General features: G+C 50.4%; 11 protein-coding genes. 8 read left to right on the forward strand and 3 right to left on the reverse strand.

The annotated features are described in order from the left end of the window. Positions 1 to 211: 211 nt before the first annotated feature. Positions 212 to 346 (reverse strand): hypothetical protein, encoded by a 135-nt coding sequence (locus UNDYM_RS31005; protein WP_255456520.1) that lies wholly within the window; start codon positions 344 to 346, stop codon positions 212 to 214. Beyond that, positions 343 to 5,424, reverse strand: a complete 5,082-nt coding sequence (locus UNDYM_RS02900) for an NACHT domain-containing protein (protein WP_162039689.1) — start codon at positions 5,422 to 5,424, stop codon at positions 343 to 345. The genes UNDYM_RS31005 and UNDYM_RS02900 overlap by 4 nt, the downstream gene beginning before the upstream one ends. Before the next feature lie 504 nt (positions 5,425 to 5,928). Here UNDYM_RS02900 and UNDYM_RS02905 point away from each other — a divergent pair. The 8 genes from UNDYM_RS02905 to recX all read left to right on the forward strand — a co-directional run bounded on the left by UNDYM_RS02905 (position 5,929) and on the right by recX (position 16,791). Further along, positions 5,929 to 7,971, forward strand: coding sequence for a hypothetical protein (locus UNDYM_RS02905; protein WP_162039690.1), 2,043 nt, complete (start codon positions 5,929 to 5,931; stop codon positions 7,969 to 7,971). Positions 7,972 to 8,975: 1,004 nt separating this feature from the next. Next, positions 8,976 to 9,311 (forward strand): helix-turn-helix domain-containing protein, encoded by a 336-nt coding sequence (locus UNDYM_RS02910; RefSeq protein WP_370529477.1) that lies wholly within the window; start codon positions 8,976 to 8,978, stop codon positions 9,309 to 9,311. 701 nt (positions 9,312 to 10,012) lie between these two features. Next, on the forward strand, positions 10,013 to 11,176 hold the full coding sequence (locus UNDYM_RS02915; RefSeq protein ID WP_162039691.1) for a tyrosinase family protein: 1,164 nt from the start codon (positions 10,013 to 10,015) through the stop codon (positions 11,174 to 11,176). 227 nt (positions 11,177 to 11,403) lie between these two features. Then, the gene (locus UNDYM_RS02920) at positions 11,404 to 11,613 is read left to right on the forward strand and encodes a hypothetical protein (protein ID WP_162039692.1); all 210 of its coding nucleotides are present in this window, start codon (positions 11,404 to 11,406) and stop codon (positions 11,611 to 11,613) included. Between the two features lie 365 nt (positions 11,614 to 11,978). Then, on the forward strand, positions 11,979 to 14,252 hold the full coding sequence (locus UNDYM_RS02925; protein WP_162039693.1) for a hypothetical protein: 2,274 nt from the start codon (positions 11,979 to 11,981) through the stop codon (positions 14,250 to 14,252). 117 nt (positions 14,253 to 14,369) lie between these two features. Beyond that, on the forward strand, positions 14,370 to 14,762 hold the full coding sequence (locus tag UNDYM_RS02930; protein WP_370529433.1) for a helix-turn-helix domain-containing protein: 393 nt from the start codon (positions 14,370 to 14,372) through the stop codon (positions 14,760 to 14,762). 414 nt (positions 14,763 to 15,176) lie between these two features. Continuing rightward, a complete protein-coding gene (recA, locus tag UNDYM_RS02935; RefSeq protein WP_162039694.1) occupies positions 15,177 to 16,217 on the forward strand; it encodes a recombinase RecA in 1,041 nt (346 codons plus the stop codon). A 115-nt stretch (positions 16,218 to 16,332) separates the two neighbouring features. After that, positions 16,333 to 16,791 carry a recombination regulator RecX gene (gene recX, locus UNDYM_RS02940; protein ID WP_162039695.1) on the forward strand — a complete coding sequence of 153 codons (459 nt, stop codon included), beginning with the start codon at positions 16,333 to 16,335 and terminating at the stop codon, positions 16,789 to 16,791. A gap of 542 nt (positions 16,792 to 17,333) precedes the next feature. Here recX and UNDYM_RS02945 read toward each other — a convergent pair. Beyond that, on the reverse strand, positions 17,334 to 17,618 hold the full coding sequence (locus UNDYM_RS02945) for a hypothetical protein (RefSeq protein WP_162039696.1): 285 nt from the start codon (positions 17,616 to 17,618) through the stop codon (positions 17,334 to 17,336). Between the last annotated feature and the right edge of the window lie 3 nt (positions 17,619 to 17,621).

Here is a 17,621-nt window from a genome sequence, read left to right on the forward strand (position 1 = left end):
CCAGCGTTCAGTGCCTCTGGCTTGCGCATATTCCCTGGAAAACGCCATTTCCACCACATGGCCCTTGTTTGCTGTCCGAATCAGGCCGCTTACTTCTCTGTGCCATATGGATTTTCTGCAGAAAAATGTTGCATGTAAAGATACATCATTATTTTTTCTTGATCATGCAAAATGGTAAAGCTGAATTAAATCAATTCATTACTTTAAAAGTTCAAACAGGATTTGGCTGTTCTTGATTTCTGCGCATTATTGATTGATGTTGAATATCCTCGCTCAGCTTGGCAAGGTCGGCGCCGGGAGCAACATTAAGCATTTGCTGCTCCCCGCTTTTGCTGATCAAGATCATTCATCATTCATTTCTTCAGGGCTGAGCTGCCAGACTACAGGCCAGTTGTTTTCATCCATGGCACGCCATTTCAGATAACGCCATACATTTCCACTGGCGTTCAACAAAGTGTTAGTGTCGTGAAGCCAGGCAGCGGCACCGCTTTCCATGATAGTACTGACGCGTAGTGTTTGTCCGGTGGCTGCATCCCACAGGCGTACGGTTTTGTCGTCTGAAACCGAGAGCACGCTATGTCCATCCGGCGAAAATATGCAAGACCTCACCCAGTCCGCATGTCCGACAAACACCCGTAGCAGCGTGCCGGTGGCGGTCTCCCACAGGCGCAGGGTCTTGTCGTCTGAAGCCGAGAGCAGGTGCTGTCCATCAGGTGAAAACACGCAGGACGACACCCAATCCGCATGTCCGGCAAACTCCCGTAGCAGCGTGCCGGTGGCGGTCTCCCACAGACGCAGGGTCTTGTCACGTGAAGCCGAGAGCAGATGATGTCCATCAGGCGAAAACACGCAGGACGTTACCGTATCCACATGTCCAGCAAACTCTCGTAGCAGCGTGCCGGTAGCGCTCTCCCACAGGCGCAGGGTCTTGTCGTCTGAAGCCGAGAGCAGGTAATGCCCGTCTGGTGAAAACGCGCAGGACGTTACCGTATTCGCATGTCCAACAAACTCTCGCAGCAGCGTGCCGGTGGCGGTCTCCCACAGACGCAGGGTCTTGTCACGTGAAGCCGAGAGCAGGCGATGCCCATCAGGCGAAAACGCGCAAGACGTTACCGCATCCGCATGTCCAGCAAACTCCCATAGCAGTGTCCCGGTGGCGTTCTCCCACAGGCGCAGGGTGCAGTCGTCTGAAGCCGAGAGCACGCTATGCCCATCTGGTGAAAACGCGCAGGATGTTACCGTATCCGCATGTCCAACAAACTCCCGTAGCAGCGTGCCAGTGGTGGTTTCCCACAGGCGCAGGGTCTTGTCATGTGAAGCCGAGAGCAGGCGATGCCCATCAGGCGAAAATGCGCAGGACATCACCCAATATGCGTGTCCAACAAATTCCCATAGCAGCGTGCCGGTAGTGGTCTCCCACAGGCGCAGGGTCTTGTCGTCTGACGCTGAGAGCAGGCTATGCCCATCAGGCGAAAACACGCAGGATGTTACCGTATCTGCATGTCCAACAAACTCCCGTAGCAGCGTACCGGTGGCGGTCTCCCACAGGCGCAGGGTGGTGTCGGCTGAAGCCGAGAGCAGGTGATGCCCATCAGGCGAAAACACGCAGGACATTACCGTACCCGCATGTCCAGCAAATTCTCGTAGCAGTGTGCCGGTGGCGGTCTCCCACAGGCGCAGGGTGCAGTCGTTTGAAGCTGAGAGTACGCTATGCCCATCAGGAGAAAACGCGCAAGACATCACCCAAGACGAATGTCCAACAAACTCCCGTAGCAGCGTGCCGGTAGCGGTCTCCCACAGACGCAGGTTCTTGTCGTTTGAAGCCGAGAGCAGACTATGTCCATCAGGCGAAAACACGCAGGACCTCACCTCATCCGCATGTCCGACAAACTCTCGTAGCAATGTGCCAGTGGCGGTCTCCCACAGGCGCAGGGTCTTGTCGTCTGAAGCTGAGAGTACGCTATGCCCATCAGGCGAAAACGCGCAGGACGTTACCCAATCCGCATGTCCAACAAATTCCCGTAGCAGCGTGCCGGTGGCGGTCTCCCACAGACGCAGGGTCTTGTCATGTGAAGCCGAGAGCACGCTATGTCCATCAGGTGAAAACGCGCAGGATGTCACCCAATCCGCATGTCCAACAAACTCCCGTAGCAGTGTGCCGGTGGTGGTCTCCCACAGGTAAATGGTGCCGTCATTTGCTGCCGAGAGCAGGTTATGCGCATCAGACGAAAAGACGCAAGACCTTACCCCAGATATATGCCCACGTAACCAGGCTAATTTTCTTTGCTCTTCCATCTGATGGCCAGGCGGCACCCAAGCCGCCCGGATTTCTGGTGCCACCTGCGGTCGCATCTGCATACCATCCACCACTGCGTCAGCCCAACTGCTATTCGCCAATTCACAATGCAGTACCTCTGCCTGCTCGCAACTACTGTGATCAAACACGGCAGCGCGCAAATCGACGTTCCAGAACTTGGCGCGTCGCAAATTGCCGTGGCTGAAGTCGCAGCCTGCCAGATTCAGGCGACGATGTGTCTGGCTGCTAGGTAGGGGCTCTTCACTGCGACTGCCAAAGCGCCAGTCGCTCAGGTCTGCGCCCTGCAGGTCCATGCCATCCAGGCGCGGCATGGGCCAGCCTGAAGTGTGGGCGCGCAAGCCGTAGGCCAATTGCAGTTCACTAGCCAGCGCCAGGTAAGGGCTGCGCCATGCTGCCATTGTTTGCAAGGGGGCTGGCCCGTCGGCATCCGGATCCCATTCAGCCAATAACTGGCCCAGAAAGTCCAGGGTTTCGTCACTGACCATGGGCAGGCGCCAGTCCTCGCGCGCATTAACGCTGTGACTGCGCAGTGCCTGTAACAAATACTCTGCCAGGAAGAATTCTTGCAAGGATGTATGGGCGAATTCAAAGCGACTGTCTTTGCCCTCCACATCGACACGCTTCAGGAAGGTGGAGTTGCGCAAATCTTCTTGCAATAAATCACGCGGTTTGGTTTGAAAGTCTTCATGCGGGCCTTGTTGCGCTAGCCACTGACCCAGCCAGCTTTCCAATTGTCTGGCTGTGATGCCTTTGAGTTTGTTCCGCCAGAAATGCGCTGCCAGTGCACTCGCCAGCAACAGCTTGTCTTCTGGTTGAAAACTCTGTTTCTCTTTGTCGCGGATCAGCCATTGCTTGGCTACTTCACGGTATAAGGTGGCACCCGTGACACGCTTGCCCTGGGCGCGCCACTGTTCCAGCATGGGCACAAAGTCGGCCACCAGTTTTAATGTGAAGGGCCGTCCGGCCAGCTCACGCAGGTTATGCACTGCCTCAATCTGCTCCATCAACTGCTCAATATTGGTATTGGGAAATACTGCCATCATATAGCTGCGTATCTGCTGTTCTGTCAGCGGTTGTAATAGCAAGGCGCGGTATTGGCTTTGATTTTGGCTACCCCGGTGTTCCCCGGTCAAATGATTGTCTTGCTCAGACAATGAGCGAAAAAACTGGGTGCGACAGCTCAGCAGCACACGTGGCGGCTTGCTTTGGGTTTTGGTTTTTTGCCGCTCACGTGCCTCGGGCAGCACACGCAACAAATTGGCTGTAAAACTCAGGCCTTGTTTGTCACCTATGCGTGACAGCACTTCATCAAGTCCGTCAAAAATCACCAGCGCACCACTATCCATACTGTCCACTACATCTTCATACGTGGGCAGCACACCATCGGTTTGCAAATAACCGTTGCGCAAGCAGTCGCCGATGGTCTCTTGCAGTGTGGGTACCTTGCCAGGATGTAACGCGCTCGCAGCCAGCAACGTGTCTACCTTGCGCAAGTCGAAGTACAGCGGCGCTGGGCTGTCGATGTTCTGGCTGCGCAGCTGCCGCAGGTGCGCCGTCACGCGCTGTAGTGTGGTGGTTTTACCCATGCCGTATTCACCAAGCAGGGCATAAATGGGGCGTTCTTCAGGCTCACTTAACCAGCTCAGGATGTCATCAAATGCCACGACCTTTCTGGGGTCATTTTCTTGGCTTCCCTGGTGACCTGCAACCTCCAAAGCATGTAATTCTGCGCGATAGCCATATTGACCACTTACCAGTGGCTTGCCGTCATCAATGACGTCGAGATGGGCACGTTCAAGGCACTGACGGCGCAAAGCCAGTGCGGCAAGCTTGTCGGTGGCGGCGTTTGTTGCTGTATGTGGGCGTTCTGCATCTTCGGCAATATCACCATACAGTTGTCCGTCATCGAGCATGGCCTTGATCACCATTGCTGCATTGGCTGCTGCAAGTTTTTGCTTGTTCTCTTTACCTTCGCCCTTATTGCCATCGGCAAAGTCGCAGATGGCTTTAACAACTATCCAGTCTACCGTTGTACCGTCGAGCGCTTTGGCTACACCGGCGGCTTCCATTTCGCCACCGACGATGCCTCCTGACCCTGCTATGGCTTTCAGTTTTTCGCGATAGTCGTAGTTGTCCACCAGTTTTTCGCCGGTCAGCATGCCGCCAAATTCCAGTGTGGGCCAATCAGGTTTGCTGTGATCATGTTTATTGCGAATATCAAGAGTTTCAAGCGTGCGCACCAGGCGACGTGAGGCGGGAGGGCGGTCACCGGCCAACGTGAAGCTGCCATTTTTGTTGATGCGTGTTGCCTCATAGTCCACGATGAATTTGGAAACCAGCACGTCCCCCACTTTTTGCTTTTGCTCGTCAACACCAAAGGCAATGCCGACGCTGATAATGGCTGCGGGCTTGTAGGCCTGATGCAAATCACTGGCAGTGCGTTGCGACTCTCTATTACCCTGGCGGCTATGGTAGTGAAGCACGCGCGCATTGCCATGCTGCCCCAACTCATTGACGCTGACCACTTGACCGGCATGGTGTTTGTCGGTGACTGGCGGCGTGCTGTCGCCCGTCCAGAAGGTCTTGCGCACTGCGGCAAACTCGTTTTCGTTGTAGGTGATCAGCGCTACCACAGGAGCCTCGCCAACAGGCATGCCAGTCTGGCCTGTGATGAGGCGGTTTTCTGGTATGGCGCTCAGCCCCTCCAGTTCTGCAATGGCAGTTGGTGGCGGGCCAGTGAACCACAGCCTGCGGTTGGCCGTGCCCTGGTCTTTGGCACCCACATAGGTAAAACTCAGTAACATGCCTTGCGCCTGTGCAGCGTCGGTAACGGTGCGTAACAGCTTTGACAGCTGTGCACTGGCACCCTTGGTTTCTGCCATAGGGAACAGCGTCGTATGCAGGGTTTTGACCACGACTGAACCTTCATCATCCAGGCTTTGCAATAGTTTGTCGATCAGTTCCCGTGCAGCCGGGCTGAGCTTGTCTTGCAGGCGGCGCACCACATTATTGGCCTGCGCACGGCTTAATTTGCGTAGATTGGCTGACGAGCTTGCCTGATCTGCCAAGCCTTCGTGAGCGGTGGAGGATGATTTTCGGGTTGCCATGATGCGCCTTTGGTTGATGTTGCTCAGTGGGGACGCTTAATCTTAGAACTATCCAACTCATTAATCAAGAAGTATTGGTAGCATTGGGTTGTGTTGATAAATAATTGCATATTAGATAATTTATGAAATTGCATCTTGATGCTAATGATGTTATCTATAAGCCAACAGAGGAGATGTGCGCCAAAAAAATAGTCAGTAGTATTTCGGTATGAAAGAGGCGCATTGGTGCGGGCAGCAAGAGCAAATTGATATATGCCGTTGTCGTAAGGGATGTAGATGCTCGTGGTAGTCAAGTCCTTCCTGAATCGTTTCACGGAAAAGAGGTACCTTATTAATACGATTCTGGGGTTACAGGTGTGAACTATGGATTTTGTATCGTATATCTTTATCCAGCGATATCATGATAAGTATGAATTGCAATTTTACTGACAGTATGGGGTGCAAATGGTTGGCAGGTTTTATGTACACGCGCCCAGCACCTGAAAAATTCTAACGGAAAATAATATGACAATGAACAGTTCTGCACCTGCCACTGGGGTAGTGGATGGCACGGTGGATATGGTGCTGGGCATGCTGAGCCAGTATGCAGTAAGCCTTGATACGAAAAATTTCTCGGCTAGCCTGTATGCAGAATCGCTGTTGTACATGATTTATTGGTTCCATCGCCTGCGTGATCCCATCCGCAAGAATGGGATCGAAGATTGCGTAGCCAGATACCTGGACGTAGCCAGTCAATCGGCAGTAGTGAAAGCCTTATTGTCGGATCAGACGCTGAAAGCACAGGCAAAACAACGCATTGATCAGGGCGTCATGGTTCGCAAAACGGTTGATGTGCTTGTCATGCGCGATGGGCAGAATGGCAGGGAATTCCTGGCTCTGGACAGAACAGTATTTCCTGAAGGCATCGCTCTGCCAGGTGGCTTGCTGCAAGATGAAGATGAACAAAACGAAATTGGAATTCCAGCCAATATTTTTGCAGCACTCCGGGTAACCGGCAGCAAAGTGTTCGGATCTGCAGCGCCAGAATATGGGATTGCAGAAGCAGGTGGACGCAAATACTATTTTGTGCGGAGCAAGGCAGAAAGCAAAGCCAAAAACGAAGCCCGCATCTACATGGACAGAACCGTTACTCACGGATATCGCGACCATCTCAAAGAAATTGCTGTCCCATCTGACCCTCGTCACATCGTCGATACGATCGGATTTCTCGTAGAAATTTCCGATACCGAAGACGTTCATGGCAGGTGGCTGCCTGAGAGCGTGATGACGACACCGTATGCGAAAGAAGGCTCCTTTGCCTTTGGTCATCACAAACAAATTGCCGCTGCGCTGCTTGCGAAAAATTTTACAAAAACGCAGGGTATTTCCCATCACGAATGGATACGGGAGTGGGTCAGGAACCCGGTGGACTTATACCGCGGATTGAGGGCTCGGTTTGAGTCGCATGACAACAATCTGGACACCCCAGTTCTGGAGCTGCTGCCAGTGGTCGACTATTTCCGCAGCCAGATGACACTTCCGGCGATGGACGAGAAGTGCCGTGACAGTGCCGCACTTTCTTTTATGCGTGAGCAGTTGCTTTATAAATTCCATCACGTCACCATACAGAATGGTGCGATGTGCCCGTATGCACCAACCTTGCGCATCCTGTTTGAAGCGGTCGGCTTCTTTGACGTCGCATGCCGCACCGACAAAAACCTGAGTACCCATTTTCAAAAGAAATATTGGTACCGTTATGAAGAGCTGATGCGCCGGATTCCTGAAGTCATCATCATCCCGACTTTCGACAATATCTCTGCGACTGACCTCATGAAGATAAGGGGCACGCCAGTGTATTTTGTCGGCGTATCTACCGAGCCTGTGTATGTCGATGAGTTCTGGCAATCTCCGCTCGAATTCCTGATTCATGACCTGAACCATGCCTGGAAGATGATGGACATGGACGACAGATTTTTCAAGCATAGACCTGAAGTCAGCAGGGACGAGTTGATCAATAAATCCAATGCCTTTATCCGTGAGTACTTCCCGACGATCGCCATACAAAAAACGGACACGGAAGAGCAAAAGGAAATGAAAAAACTCAAGAAAATTTTGCTGTTTGAAGTCGGGCATGAAGATGCCAGACCACTGTTGCCAGCGATCGTCAGCGAAGCGCTGCTGGAAGATGAGGGCTATGAATTCCCGGACATTGTCGTCCGTTATGATGAAGAAGGCAAACAGGCTTATCTGGAACAGCGCACGATACCCGGTATCACTGCACTTTCTTATGTCAGGCATAAACTGCAGCACGGCTTCTTTGATCAGACTGATTCGCAGAATATACAAATCGTCTCGCCCAAGTATCGCAGCGTGGAATGGATAGTCAAGGCAACAGAAGAATTGCTGACTGAGATGCAGGCAACAATCCCACCCGCCGTGCAAGCAGAAGGTTTGACAGAATACCTGACCCGTCAGGCTTGCTCCAGGGGACCGACTATTCTTCATGCACCGGAAAACCTGGACCCGGCTATAGAAGAATATGGAGATGGAACGGCGTCAAAGGAATAGGTGTTGTCGTTCACAGATAGTGCCAGCGCTCGGACTTGCACTACCTGTGGTTTTCAGAGATTTTTAGGACAAGGCAGGTGTTATTGTCCCTTGATCACAATGAGCACCGCCTACTTGCCAGATACCCAGCACCACTTGATGTTGATTGGCGTTGACTACTCGCGCTCAACTTGGCGAGGTCGATGCCGGGAACAATATCAAGCATTTGCTGTTCCCCGTTTTACTGATTAAGATCATTTATCATTCACCATTTGCATGATGATCTGCGCGTGCCATCACCCCTTCGACGTACTGCAGCAACACTTTTATTTCGGTTACGCTGGTTGCCATATTTTCCTCAAACTAGAGCACAACACCGAACCCGGTCATTGCCAAAGTCCGCACATAGCGAGCAGATGGAATGCACGGGAAAGAATTTATACTTGCAGCAGTACTGCCAGTGAACCTTGTATTTCTTTTTTCTATCTGCGTTTGATGACTTACGCCTGTTTGTTGATTTGCACTGAAAATTGCCCCACTTTGCTGGATAAATTGCATCTAAAATTGACCCATGTTTAGCACACAATCCTACTTATCTTGATGAGTAGGGAGCAGGAGTGATTGACGTGGCATTACTAGAACTCATTTCATAAATAGGGTGAGATGCGTTTGTCTCATAACGTGGGCTGGCAAGGGTACAGCAGGGGTTTCGTGCAGCATGCTGCACGCCTGCGTACGATGTGCGCTTACCAGCGCACATGCGTCCTGCAAGGAGACGAGGCAGTCAAAGCTTTGCCTATTGATAACGAGTCCAACGCAGTCCAGCGCGCGTTATGAGGCAAACCCTCCGGGAACTGACGATTTGGGCGCATTGCAGCGTGCAGTTTTGTTACCACGCACTTGCAAAGGCGGACGCCTTAGCTGCACAGGGTACACACCTAAGGCCTTGCACTGCATCCCAAATCGTCTTGTTCGCACTCATCCTATTTATGAAATGAGTTCTAGGTATTATTCGACGCTGGCACATTCGTGACCAGATTCCATTACCCGAGATCGCCAGACGACTGGGCATCTCTCGCAACACTGTCCGGCGCTATCTGCGCTCTGAAGTCAGAGAGCCAGCCTATGCGGATCGGCAAACAACAAGCGCCATCGATAAATATGCATTACAGCTTTCAAGCTGGCTTAAAACCGAAGCGGGTAAAAATCGTAAGCAGCGACGAAGCTTAAAGCAGCTTCATCTCGATCTGAAAGAACTGGGATTTGAGGGGTCGTATGACCGGGTGGCCGCCTTCGCCAGGAAGTGGAAGGTGGATCAAACTGACAGGGTCAATTCAGCTAGCAAACGCACAGTTAAGTGAAAAAAGTTCAGACTTGAATGAAAATCGACTGTCGATGTTCATTTAACTTTGAACTGCCGAAACAGCTAAAACAAGCACTTACAAAACAGCAGACAATTTAAGTCTGAACCTTTTTTTCGTTTAACTCTGAATTCGTAAGGGTTTTTTCCATTTAAGTCTGAACTTTGAGAGATTGTTGATTTGCACTGAAAATTGCCCCACTTTTTAGGCGACGCGGCATTCGGTCGAATCCTTCACTGAATGGGGGAACAGGAAAAACGAAAATAGCACGCTAGTTCGAGCCAGGCCCCCTATTCCGTTTAGGCAGCAAGCGTCCCGCTAAGTCAGGATAGCAACGTTCAATGCAGCCGGTTGATAAATTATTGACAATAGGTTTGAATTCAGTGTTTAATAGAATAGATAAATAAATACCAAAAGTTTTCTGACTGTTCTTTCTACATATTGGAGACGCGCTTGAAAGCGCATGGATTATTGGACGACCTCGACGCAGATGGTCTACAAGCGTGGTCTAGGTGCAGCGCAGCCAACAGGCCAGGTGTCGACGGTTGCAGTCCGCCTGGACACCATACTCTCGGCAATTGCAGCCCTGGTCCTAAAGCTCGATTCACTGAACAATTGGTTCTCTCACCGCCGCAATGACCTAGCTGGGCACGCGGCGCTTATTACAGCAATTGCTGCAGCATGAAACTTTTGGGGTAATCATGAAGCGCAGGACAATTTTGGTGTTTTCTACTATTGGTGGCGTTGCATGTGCATTTGGTGGTTTGAATGCTCGAGCAGCTAACATTGCGACTCGGGTTGATTTCAAGAAGCTCAGCCAGCAGGATCAATCGCTTTTTGCAGCCGCAGTCGAGCTAATGATGAAGCGCGAAGCTAGTGACCCGGGCAGCTGGTACTACTTGGCGGCAACGCACTCGCACCTCGACTTCAAATCTAGGGCGGAATTACTGGAAGCTGCGAAAAAAGATCCGGGCCTGCTTGATATCGGCAAGTACATCGATTTCGACAAGCTAGGCAAGGTACCGGCCGGCGCGCAGACAACATGGAATTCCTGTATCCATCGCGGATCCAAGACAGGAAAAGGATTCTTCAAGGCCGGTCATTTCCAGTCTTGGCATCGGTTGTACTTGGAGACCTTTGAAACGCACTTCATGACTGCGGTTGCGGCTGTCGCTAAGGACAAGGGTGTCAAAGCGGGCTTCAACGCCCTCCCTTATTGGGACTACTTCAGTGATCCGACTCTGCCTGAAATCTTCAGACTCGAAAAACTCCATGGTGTTGACAACCCGCTGTTCATTTCAACTCGGGAGCCAGCCCTTTTAGATGGTAGTGGTGGCGTTTCAGCCTCTAGGGAAGCAATGACCGCAACGGACATGCTTCATCAGCCATTCTCCCTACCCGGACATAAAGTATTTGGCTTCGATGGACTTGTGGAAGGGCGTCCCCATGATGTCATACATGGCCAAATCTCTGGCTTGATGGGAATGGTTCCGACCGCGGCTTGGGATCCGATTTTCTACCTACATCATTGCAACATTGATCGAATCTGGGCAGCTTGGGCTAGCCGACAACCACAGAGCAATGCTGCACCAGATGCTGATAGCAATTGGAAGAATGAGTCCTTTGTCTTCATCACAGCTAAAGGGCAAGTACTATGGAACGCAGAACGAGCCCTGCAAACCAACGGCTATCAGTACGATTCGCTTGAAATAAAAGGGGCACCGCCCGTGCCACTTCAGCAACCTATCAAGAAACCCCCGCAACTGAATGCAGGGCCATCAATTCAGGGGATGAAGCCGGAATCCTTGTCAAAACCTCTGCTCGTGGAAGTCACAAGTGCCGGGGGGTACTATCTTTGCCGCTAGTGAGTGCTGCAAAGAACAAGATCAATGCAATGGGCTTAGACAAGACTCAGTCCCCTGCAACAGGGACACCTACTAGCCTGTATGTCGTACTAGACGATATTACATTCACTGCTGAGGGTGGTCGCCGAGCTGTAGTATTTGATGTGCAGGTGGCAATTCCCTTAAAGCCAGGCGCAGCGCCAATCGCGCCAGTTTCAGTCGGTACGATTAACAAATTCACGCACAGCGTGAGCGGTCAACCCACTACGCTGCGCTTTGACGTTACCGAGGTCGCCCGCTCTGTGGCCAAGAGTGGAGCTTTCTCTCCGTCCAGCATTCAAATCTTGCTGGTGCCGCAGCAACTGGTAAAACCTGATGGCACTCCACTGGTTCCGAAACCTAGCGGCCCCCTCGTTCGCGTCGGCAGCGTACATGTAGAAGCCGCGATCGACAAGTAGGGCAACTTGCTCACCTTGAACTCAATTTAGGCGCAGTAATTGGAGAAAAACTAGTAATCTGCTCTCGAAATTCGAAACAAGTTCTTATCAAACCATCTAGTTGAGGATGACTAGCTATGCCAATCGGAATATTAAGGCTCGAACTGCATCGCGCAAAGCTTAAAGTGACGAGAACCACTGGTGTGGCAATCGAATTGATGACGACAGATCCGCCCGGATTTGTGACGGATGTTGGCATAGCGGCTGCTTACGCAAAGTACGCTGGAGCAGGGAACGGTATTGCGATCACTGTTCCAGGAATCGAGGATGTCGTAGCTGGCTACGGTCCAGTGCTACACATTTCTAGTTAAATAGCGAGGACCAATATGCGCCATTCTCATTCGATCATTGCCGTTGGAATAGTTGCAGGCTGCGCTGCTTGCACGACTCTCCCCGTGGGAAATCCACCACTAGTCCACATAGAAACTCCGAGAGTGTATAACGATGTCGGGTTGCAGCAGAGATTGCTGCAAGTGCGGGACCGTTTAGCGCGCCTTTATGGCCTCGACCAAACGCAGTTGAGCACCCATGTTGGCACACTACAAGGTGCCGACCTGCGAAAAATGCAAGGCGTTGCCCAAGCGTCGATGTTGCCCGTCCCTGGGGTTCAGACAGTATCCAATACTGGTACCCTCAATGGGTCGACTCAAACTGTAACGAACCAAAACAATAGCACCAACTCGACAACCACACAGTCTACGACAAATTCTATAACTCCGAACAATACTACTCAGACGACGACCAACACCCCTGCAGTGACGCCTGCTCCCGCTGCGCTAGCTACAACTACTGGGGTCGCTGCTCCTACCCAATTCTCGCAGAATGGACTGGGTACGCTCGAAGAGCAGTATCAGCTTGAGATGGAACTTGTAACGCTACAGACCTTACTTGAGCCGCCAGTGAACGCGGAATACTCCGTTGATGGCAATGCTCGTCGTCTTGTTACGATTGGAATTCCTATCACGATTCCGGCGACGGCAACTCGCGACAGCATGAATGCTGCTGTTGAGGTCCACATTACGATTTGCCCAGACAAGAACGTGACATTGGGAAGTGAACAGGATTCAGCAACGCGCCCATCGCTCGTCCGAATAATTCCGAAAGAAAAGACTTATAACACGGCTGCGGTCACAAGTAAGATGATGGGGCTTGGCTTGGGCGCGATAAGCGGCATTTTCAACGTCAGTGGAAATTTCTCATGGACCCACGATACTTATTTCATGGTGCGTGCGCAAGATACCGTCGCCTTCACTGGCGAGCGGACGACTGAATCGAAATGCTCTGGTAAAGGAACGCCGTTGCGTTTCGGATGGATGTTTAAGCCAGTACTTGGGCAAAAGGTTGTTCAAGCCGGGGTGAGAGAGGCATTAGCCCAATTGTCTTTGCCAGGTGGTGACGTTCCATTGGATCGAATCATTGTAAGAAGCAATTGGCGAAGGTTTGATTCCAGTACGGGAACTGCGGGCGAGATGATCAGTGAGGCAGGAGAAACGATTTTCAATAACGTGAGGACATCATTTGATACTTTGAATCTCACAAATATCGAGTATCAAAACACCAAGAATGGAACAGGTGCTGTTACATTATTTGGACATTTCCTCCCCGGGACAAAGGTTCGTCTTGGCATGCAGGAGCAAACCAATGTTGACTTCAGCAGTACTGCCCTTCGATTTACGACTACGAATCAAGCATTGGCCACTTCTAGCCTTACGCTCATAAGCCCGGATGGAGGTCAGCTTAGCCTTGACCAATCACGCTTCCCAGTACTTATCGGCCTAAGCGGCAACGCGCCAATAAATCGCATCAGAGGCAACTTTCAAGATGTCACCTCTGTTCAATGGCCCGCCGGAGTACCCCCGCGGTACTTTCGAGTGGCTGGAGGTACTGTCGAATTAGATGTTGGTGAGGGGATTCCTAACAGAACTCAACTCGTACGCAGCGACCGCCAGAATTGTAATATTCTCGCTAACAGTCCTGAGTTGCCATATCAAGCGAAAGTACGGACTGTCAGCGCAACTTTGGTGGAGGTTGCGCTGCCTCTCCATCAATGCATCGAGATAAATATGGATGGCAACCATCCGTTGATTGCTGTCATTGGCAACCAAGCTTACGGGTTCCCAGAAACGGAATTTTCATATCGGGATTCTAAGGAAGTACGTTTCATTGCGCCTCGTAGTATTGTTGAAAGCACGAGAACCGTGGAGCTCGGGCGACTCCTACTTGGGCACCAGTATCGAAATACCTATTTGTTACCTCAAAACTCACAATTTCGGGTCGACTCGATTGCAATAAGTTCGACGTCAGACAAGGAGATTAGATACTTAGTGCTTGGCAGTTCGCTCGATCAGAATAATATCGTTTCTCCCGCAAAGCCCATAATTGTAAGAAATTCAGTATTTTCGAATGGGACTGTTCAGGAAATCTCGTTGTCGGCCGCCGATGCGGTTGCAGTGAAGAAGATCGTTTTCCAAAAGGAGAACGATGCTCCATATGTGTTCGATCTTCCTCAGCCAGAGAAGAAAGCTGACACAAAGGTCTCGAATACAAATAAGGATGGCAAAGCTTCTAAAATGGCCTCTAACGAAGAAAAGCAAAAATAGTGTGTTGATTTGCACTGAAAATTGACCCACTTTGCTGGATAAATTGCATCTAAAACTGACCCACGTTTAGCACACAATCCTACTTATCTTGATGAGTAGGGAGCAGGAGTGATTGACGTGGCATTACTAGGTATTATTCGACGCTGGCACATTCGTGACCAGATCCCATTACGAGAGATCGCCAGACGACTGGACATCTCTCGCAACACAGTCCGACGCTATCTGCGCTCTGAAGTCACAGAGCCAGCCTATGCGGAACGACAAACAACCAGTGCTATCGACAAATACGCATTGCAGCTCTCAAGCTGGCTTAAAACCGAAACAGGCAAAAATCGGAAACAGCGACGTAGCTTGAAACAGCTTCATCTGGATCTGAAAGAACTAGGATTTGAAGGGTCGTATGACCGGGTGGCAGCCTTCGCCAGGAAGTGGAAGGTGGATCAAACTGATAGGGTCAACTCAGCTAGCAAACGAACAAATGTACTCGATTTTGAAGGTGACGCACTTTGATACGGAAAGCTGGTTAAGTACCCAGTCGCCGTCCGTAAAACCTATGGCCCAGGATTCAGTACCTGTACCCAGTTCGAGTGATCTTTCGCCATGGTTGCCGTTGATCTTATTTATTCCGATGTGAAACATTGCCATTAGCAATATCTTGGACATATGCGCTATACAGAGCAAGAAAGTTCAGAGTTAAGTGAACAAAGTTCAGAGTTAAGTGGATTTCGACAACAAAGTTCAGAGTTAAATGAAAATCGACAGTTATTGTGCGATTGTCAATGTCCGGCTGTAGAATCCCTCATTCAATAATCTATGCAAAAAGTCGCTTGCATAAATCACTGTTTTTTTATACAGTACTGCAAATCGCAGGAAATTAAGCCTGTATTCCTTTTTCCACCCGCCGCTTATTGAATGAAAGAATGTATGGACGATAAGAAACCAGAAAATGCCTCAGAAAAAGCAAAGGCACTTGCAGCAGCGCTGGCACAGATAGAAAAGCAGTTTGGTAAAGGTTCGGTCATGCGTATGGCCGACGGTGAAGTGGTGGAAGAGGTGCAGGTTGTTTCTACTGGTTCTCTGGGCCTGGATATCGCGCTGGGCGTCGGTGGCTTGCCACGTGGCCGTGTCGTTGAAATTTATGGCCCTGAATCTTCTGGTAAAACCACATTGACGCTGCAGGCGATTGCTGAAATGCAAAAACTGGGTGGTACTTGTGCGTTTATCGATGCTGAGCATGCTTTGGACGTTGGTTACGCTCAAAAACTGGGTGTGAATCTGTCTGATTTGCTGATTTCCCAGCCTGACACAGGTGAGCAAGCGCTGGAAATTACCGATGCATTGGTGCGTTCTGGTAGTGTCGATCTGGTGGTTATTGACTCGGTGGCAGCATTGACGCCACGTGCCGAGATTGAAGGCGATATGGGCGATTCTTTGCCTGGTTTGCAAGCGCGTCTGATGTCCCAGGCTTTGCGTAAGCTGACTGGCAGTATCAAACGTACTAATACTCTGGTGATTTTTATTAACCAGATCCGTATGAAGATTGGTGTCATGTTTGGTAGCCCAGAAACGACAACTGGCGGTAATGCGCTGAAGTTTTATGCTTCCGTACGTCTGGATATCCGCCGCACTGGCTCTATCAAGTCTGGTGATGAAGTGGTGGGGAATGAAACCAAGGTCAAGGTAGTCAAGAATAAGGTGGCGCCGCCATTCAAGGAAGCACACTTTGATATCATGTATGGCGAGGGTACTTCACGCGAAGGTGAAATTCTGGATCTGGCAGCCGATGCCAAGATCATAGAAAAAGCTGGTGCCTGGTATAGCTATAACGGTGAGCGTATCGGTCAGGGTAAGGACAATGCACGTACTTATTTGAAAGAACGTCCTGAGCTGTCATTTGAAATTGAAAACAAGGTACGTGAACATCTGGGCGTGCCTTTGTTGTCAGCGGTAGCGACGGCTGAGTAAGTTATAGCACTGAGTTGAAGCGCTGAGTTTTAGCGTTAAACTGCAACACTGTCAGTACCATAGTTTTGTATCATGCCGGTTGGTAGCTGCCAACCGGCATTTTTGCTTTTAAAGTATGAAAAAACCTGCCATTAGCCTTAAAGCGCGAGCCTTGCGTTATTTATCCATGCGTGAACATAGTCGCATGGAGCTGGAGCGTAAACTGGCACGCTATGCGGAAGAGGGCGATGACGTGGCTGCCGTGCTGGATTTTCTGGAGGCGGCCAAGTATTTATCTGGTGAGCGGTTTTCTGAATCTTTGGTTAACCGGCGGCAGATGAGGTTTGGCAATAACCGCATTTTGGCGGAACTGCAAAGCCATGGCCTGGATGCGCAGGATATAGAAAACGTCAAGGAAGAGCTGAAGGAGTCTGAAGTGGAGAGGGCAGTTCAGGTCTTGCACAGGAAATTCCGGCATGCGCCGCAAGATCATCAGGAGAAGATGAAGCAGGCGGCGTTTTTGCAGCAGAGGGGGTTTTCCAGCAGGGCGACGCAGGCAGCGATGCGGATGTCGCGGGATGAGGATGATGAGTAGTACTTATAATTCAATATACTCACAATATCAATAATGTCGCCCCAGCGCAGGCTCACTGCTGTCCGGAATAATTATCTTGACTCATTTGGAGAGTCAAGTACGAACAGCGTCGCGGCGATTCTTATACGTCGAAGACTTAATTCTGCAATTGAATAATTTTTGCCAGCGATCATGCTTGAAGCTCCTTCCCCTTCAAGGGGAGATTTGTGGGAATTCGCAAAGCGAAGCTTTGTGCCACAAATATCTAAGCCGCTTGCAAGCGGCTTAGATTCTGTCGGCACAAAGCATGCTTTGTGAAACCCCGACGACATCCCCTTGAAAGGGAGGGAATTTACTCGTTATTATTTTTCAAGAATATTATTTTGGACAGCAGTGTGCCTGCACAGGAATGACGAAGTGGAGGATATGCTTATTATTGAAGCTAGGACATTGATTGAAGGCCAAGCATTGGTTTGATAAGCCGCAACCTTGAGAGTCCAATTCGATCTGCGAAAACTTGGCTTTAAGCAGTACGATACTCGGCACCGAAACTACGCATACGTTTATAAACGCCCATTGTTGGGTTGATGGAGCTTGGTCTGGCGAGGCTCCGCATTAAGCTGCAGAAGTGATAAGAAACGGATAAAAGCAGCCTGATGAACCCAGTCCTTGTCTGTAAAGTAAAACTTCGGCCTGAACTTTGAAATAACAGGTATTGGTTTGCGGCATAAATAAGCACACCTTTCAATTGGATGCAGGTATTGCAAGAACAGACATTTACCTGATAATCCCCCGGTTTTCTTCTGCCAAACCACAAAAAAATTAATTTTCTGCTTAGATTTCTGCATAAG

It is taken from the genome of Undibacterium sp. YM2 (genome assembly GCF_009937975.1).
Taxonomy (GTDB): Bacteria; Pseudomonadota; Gammaproteobacteria; order Burkholderiales; family Burkholderiaceae_D; genus Undibacterium.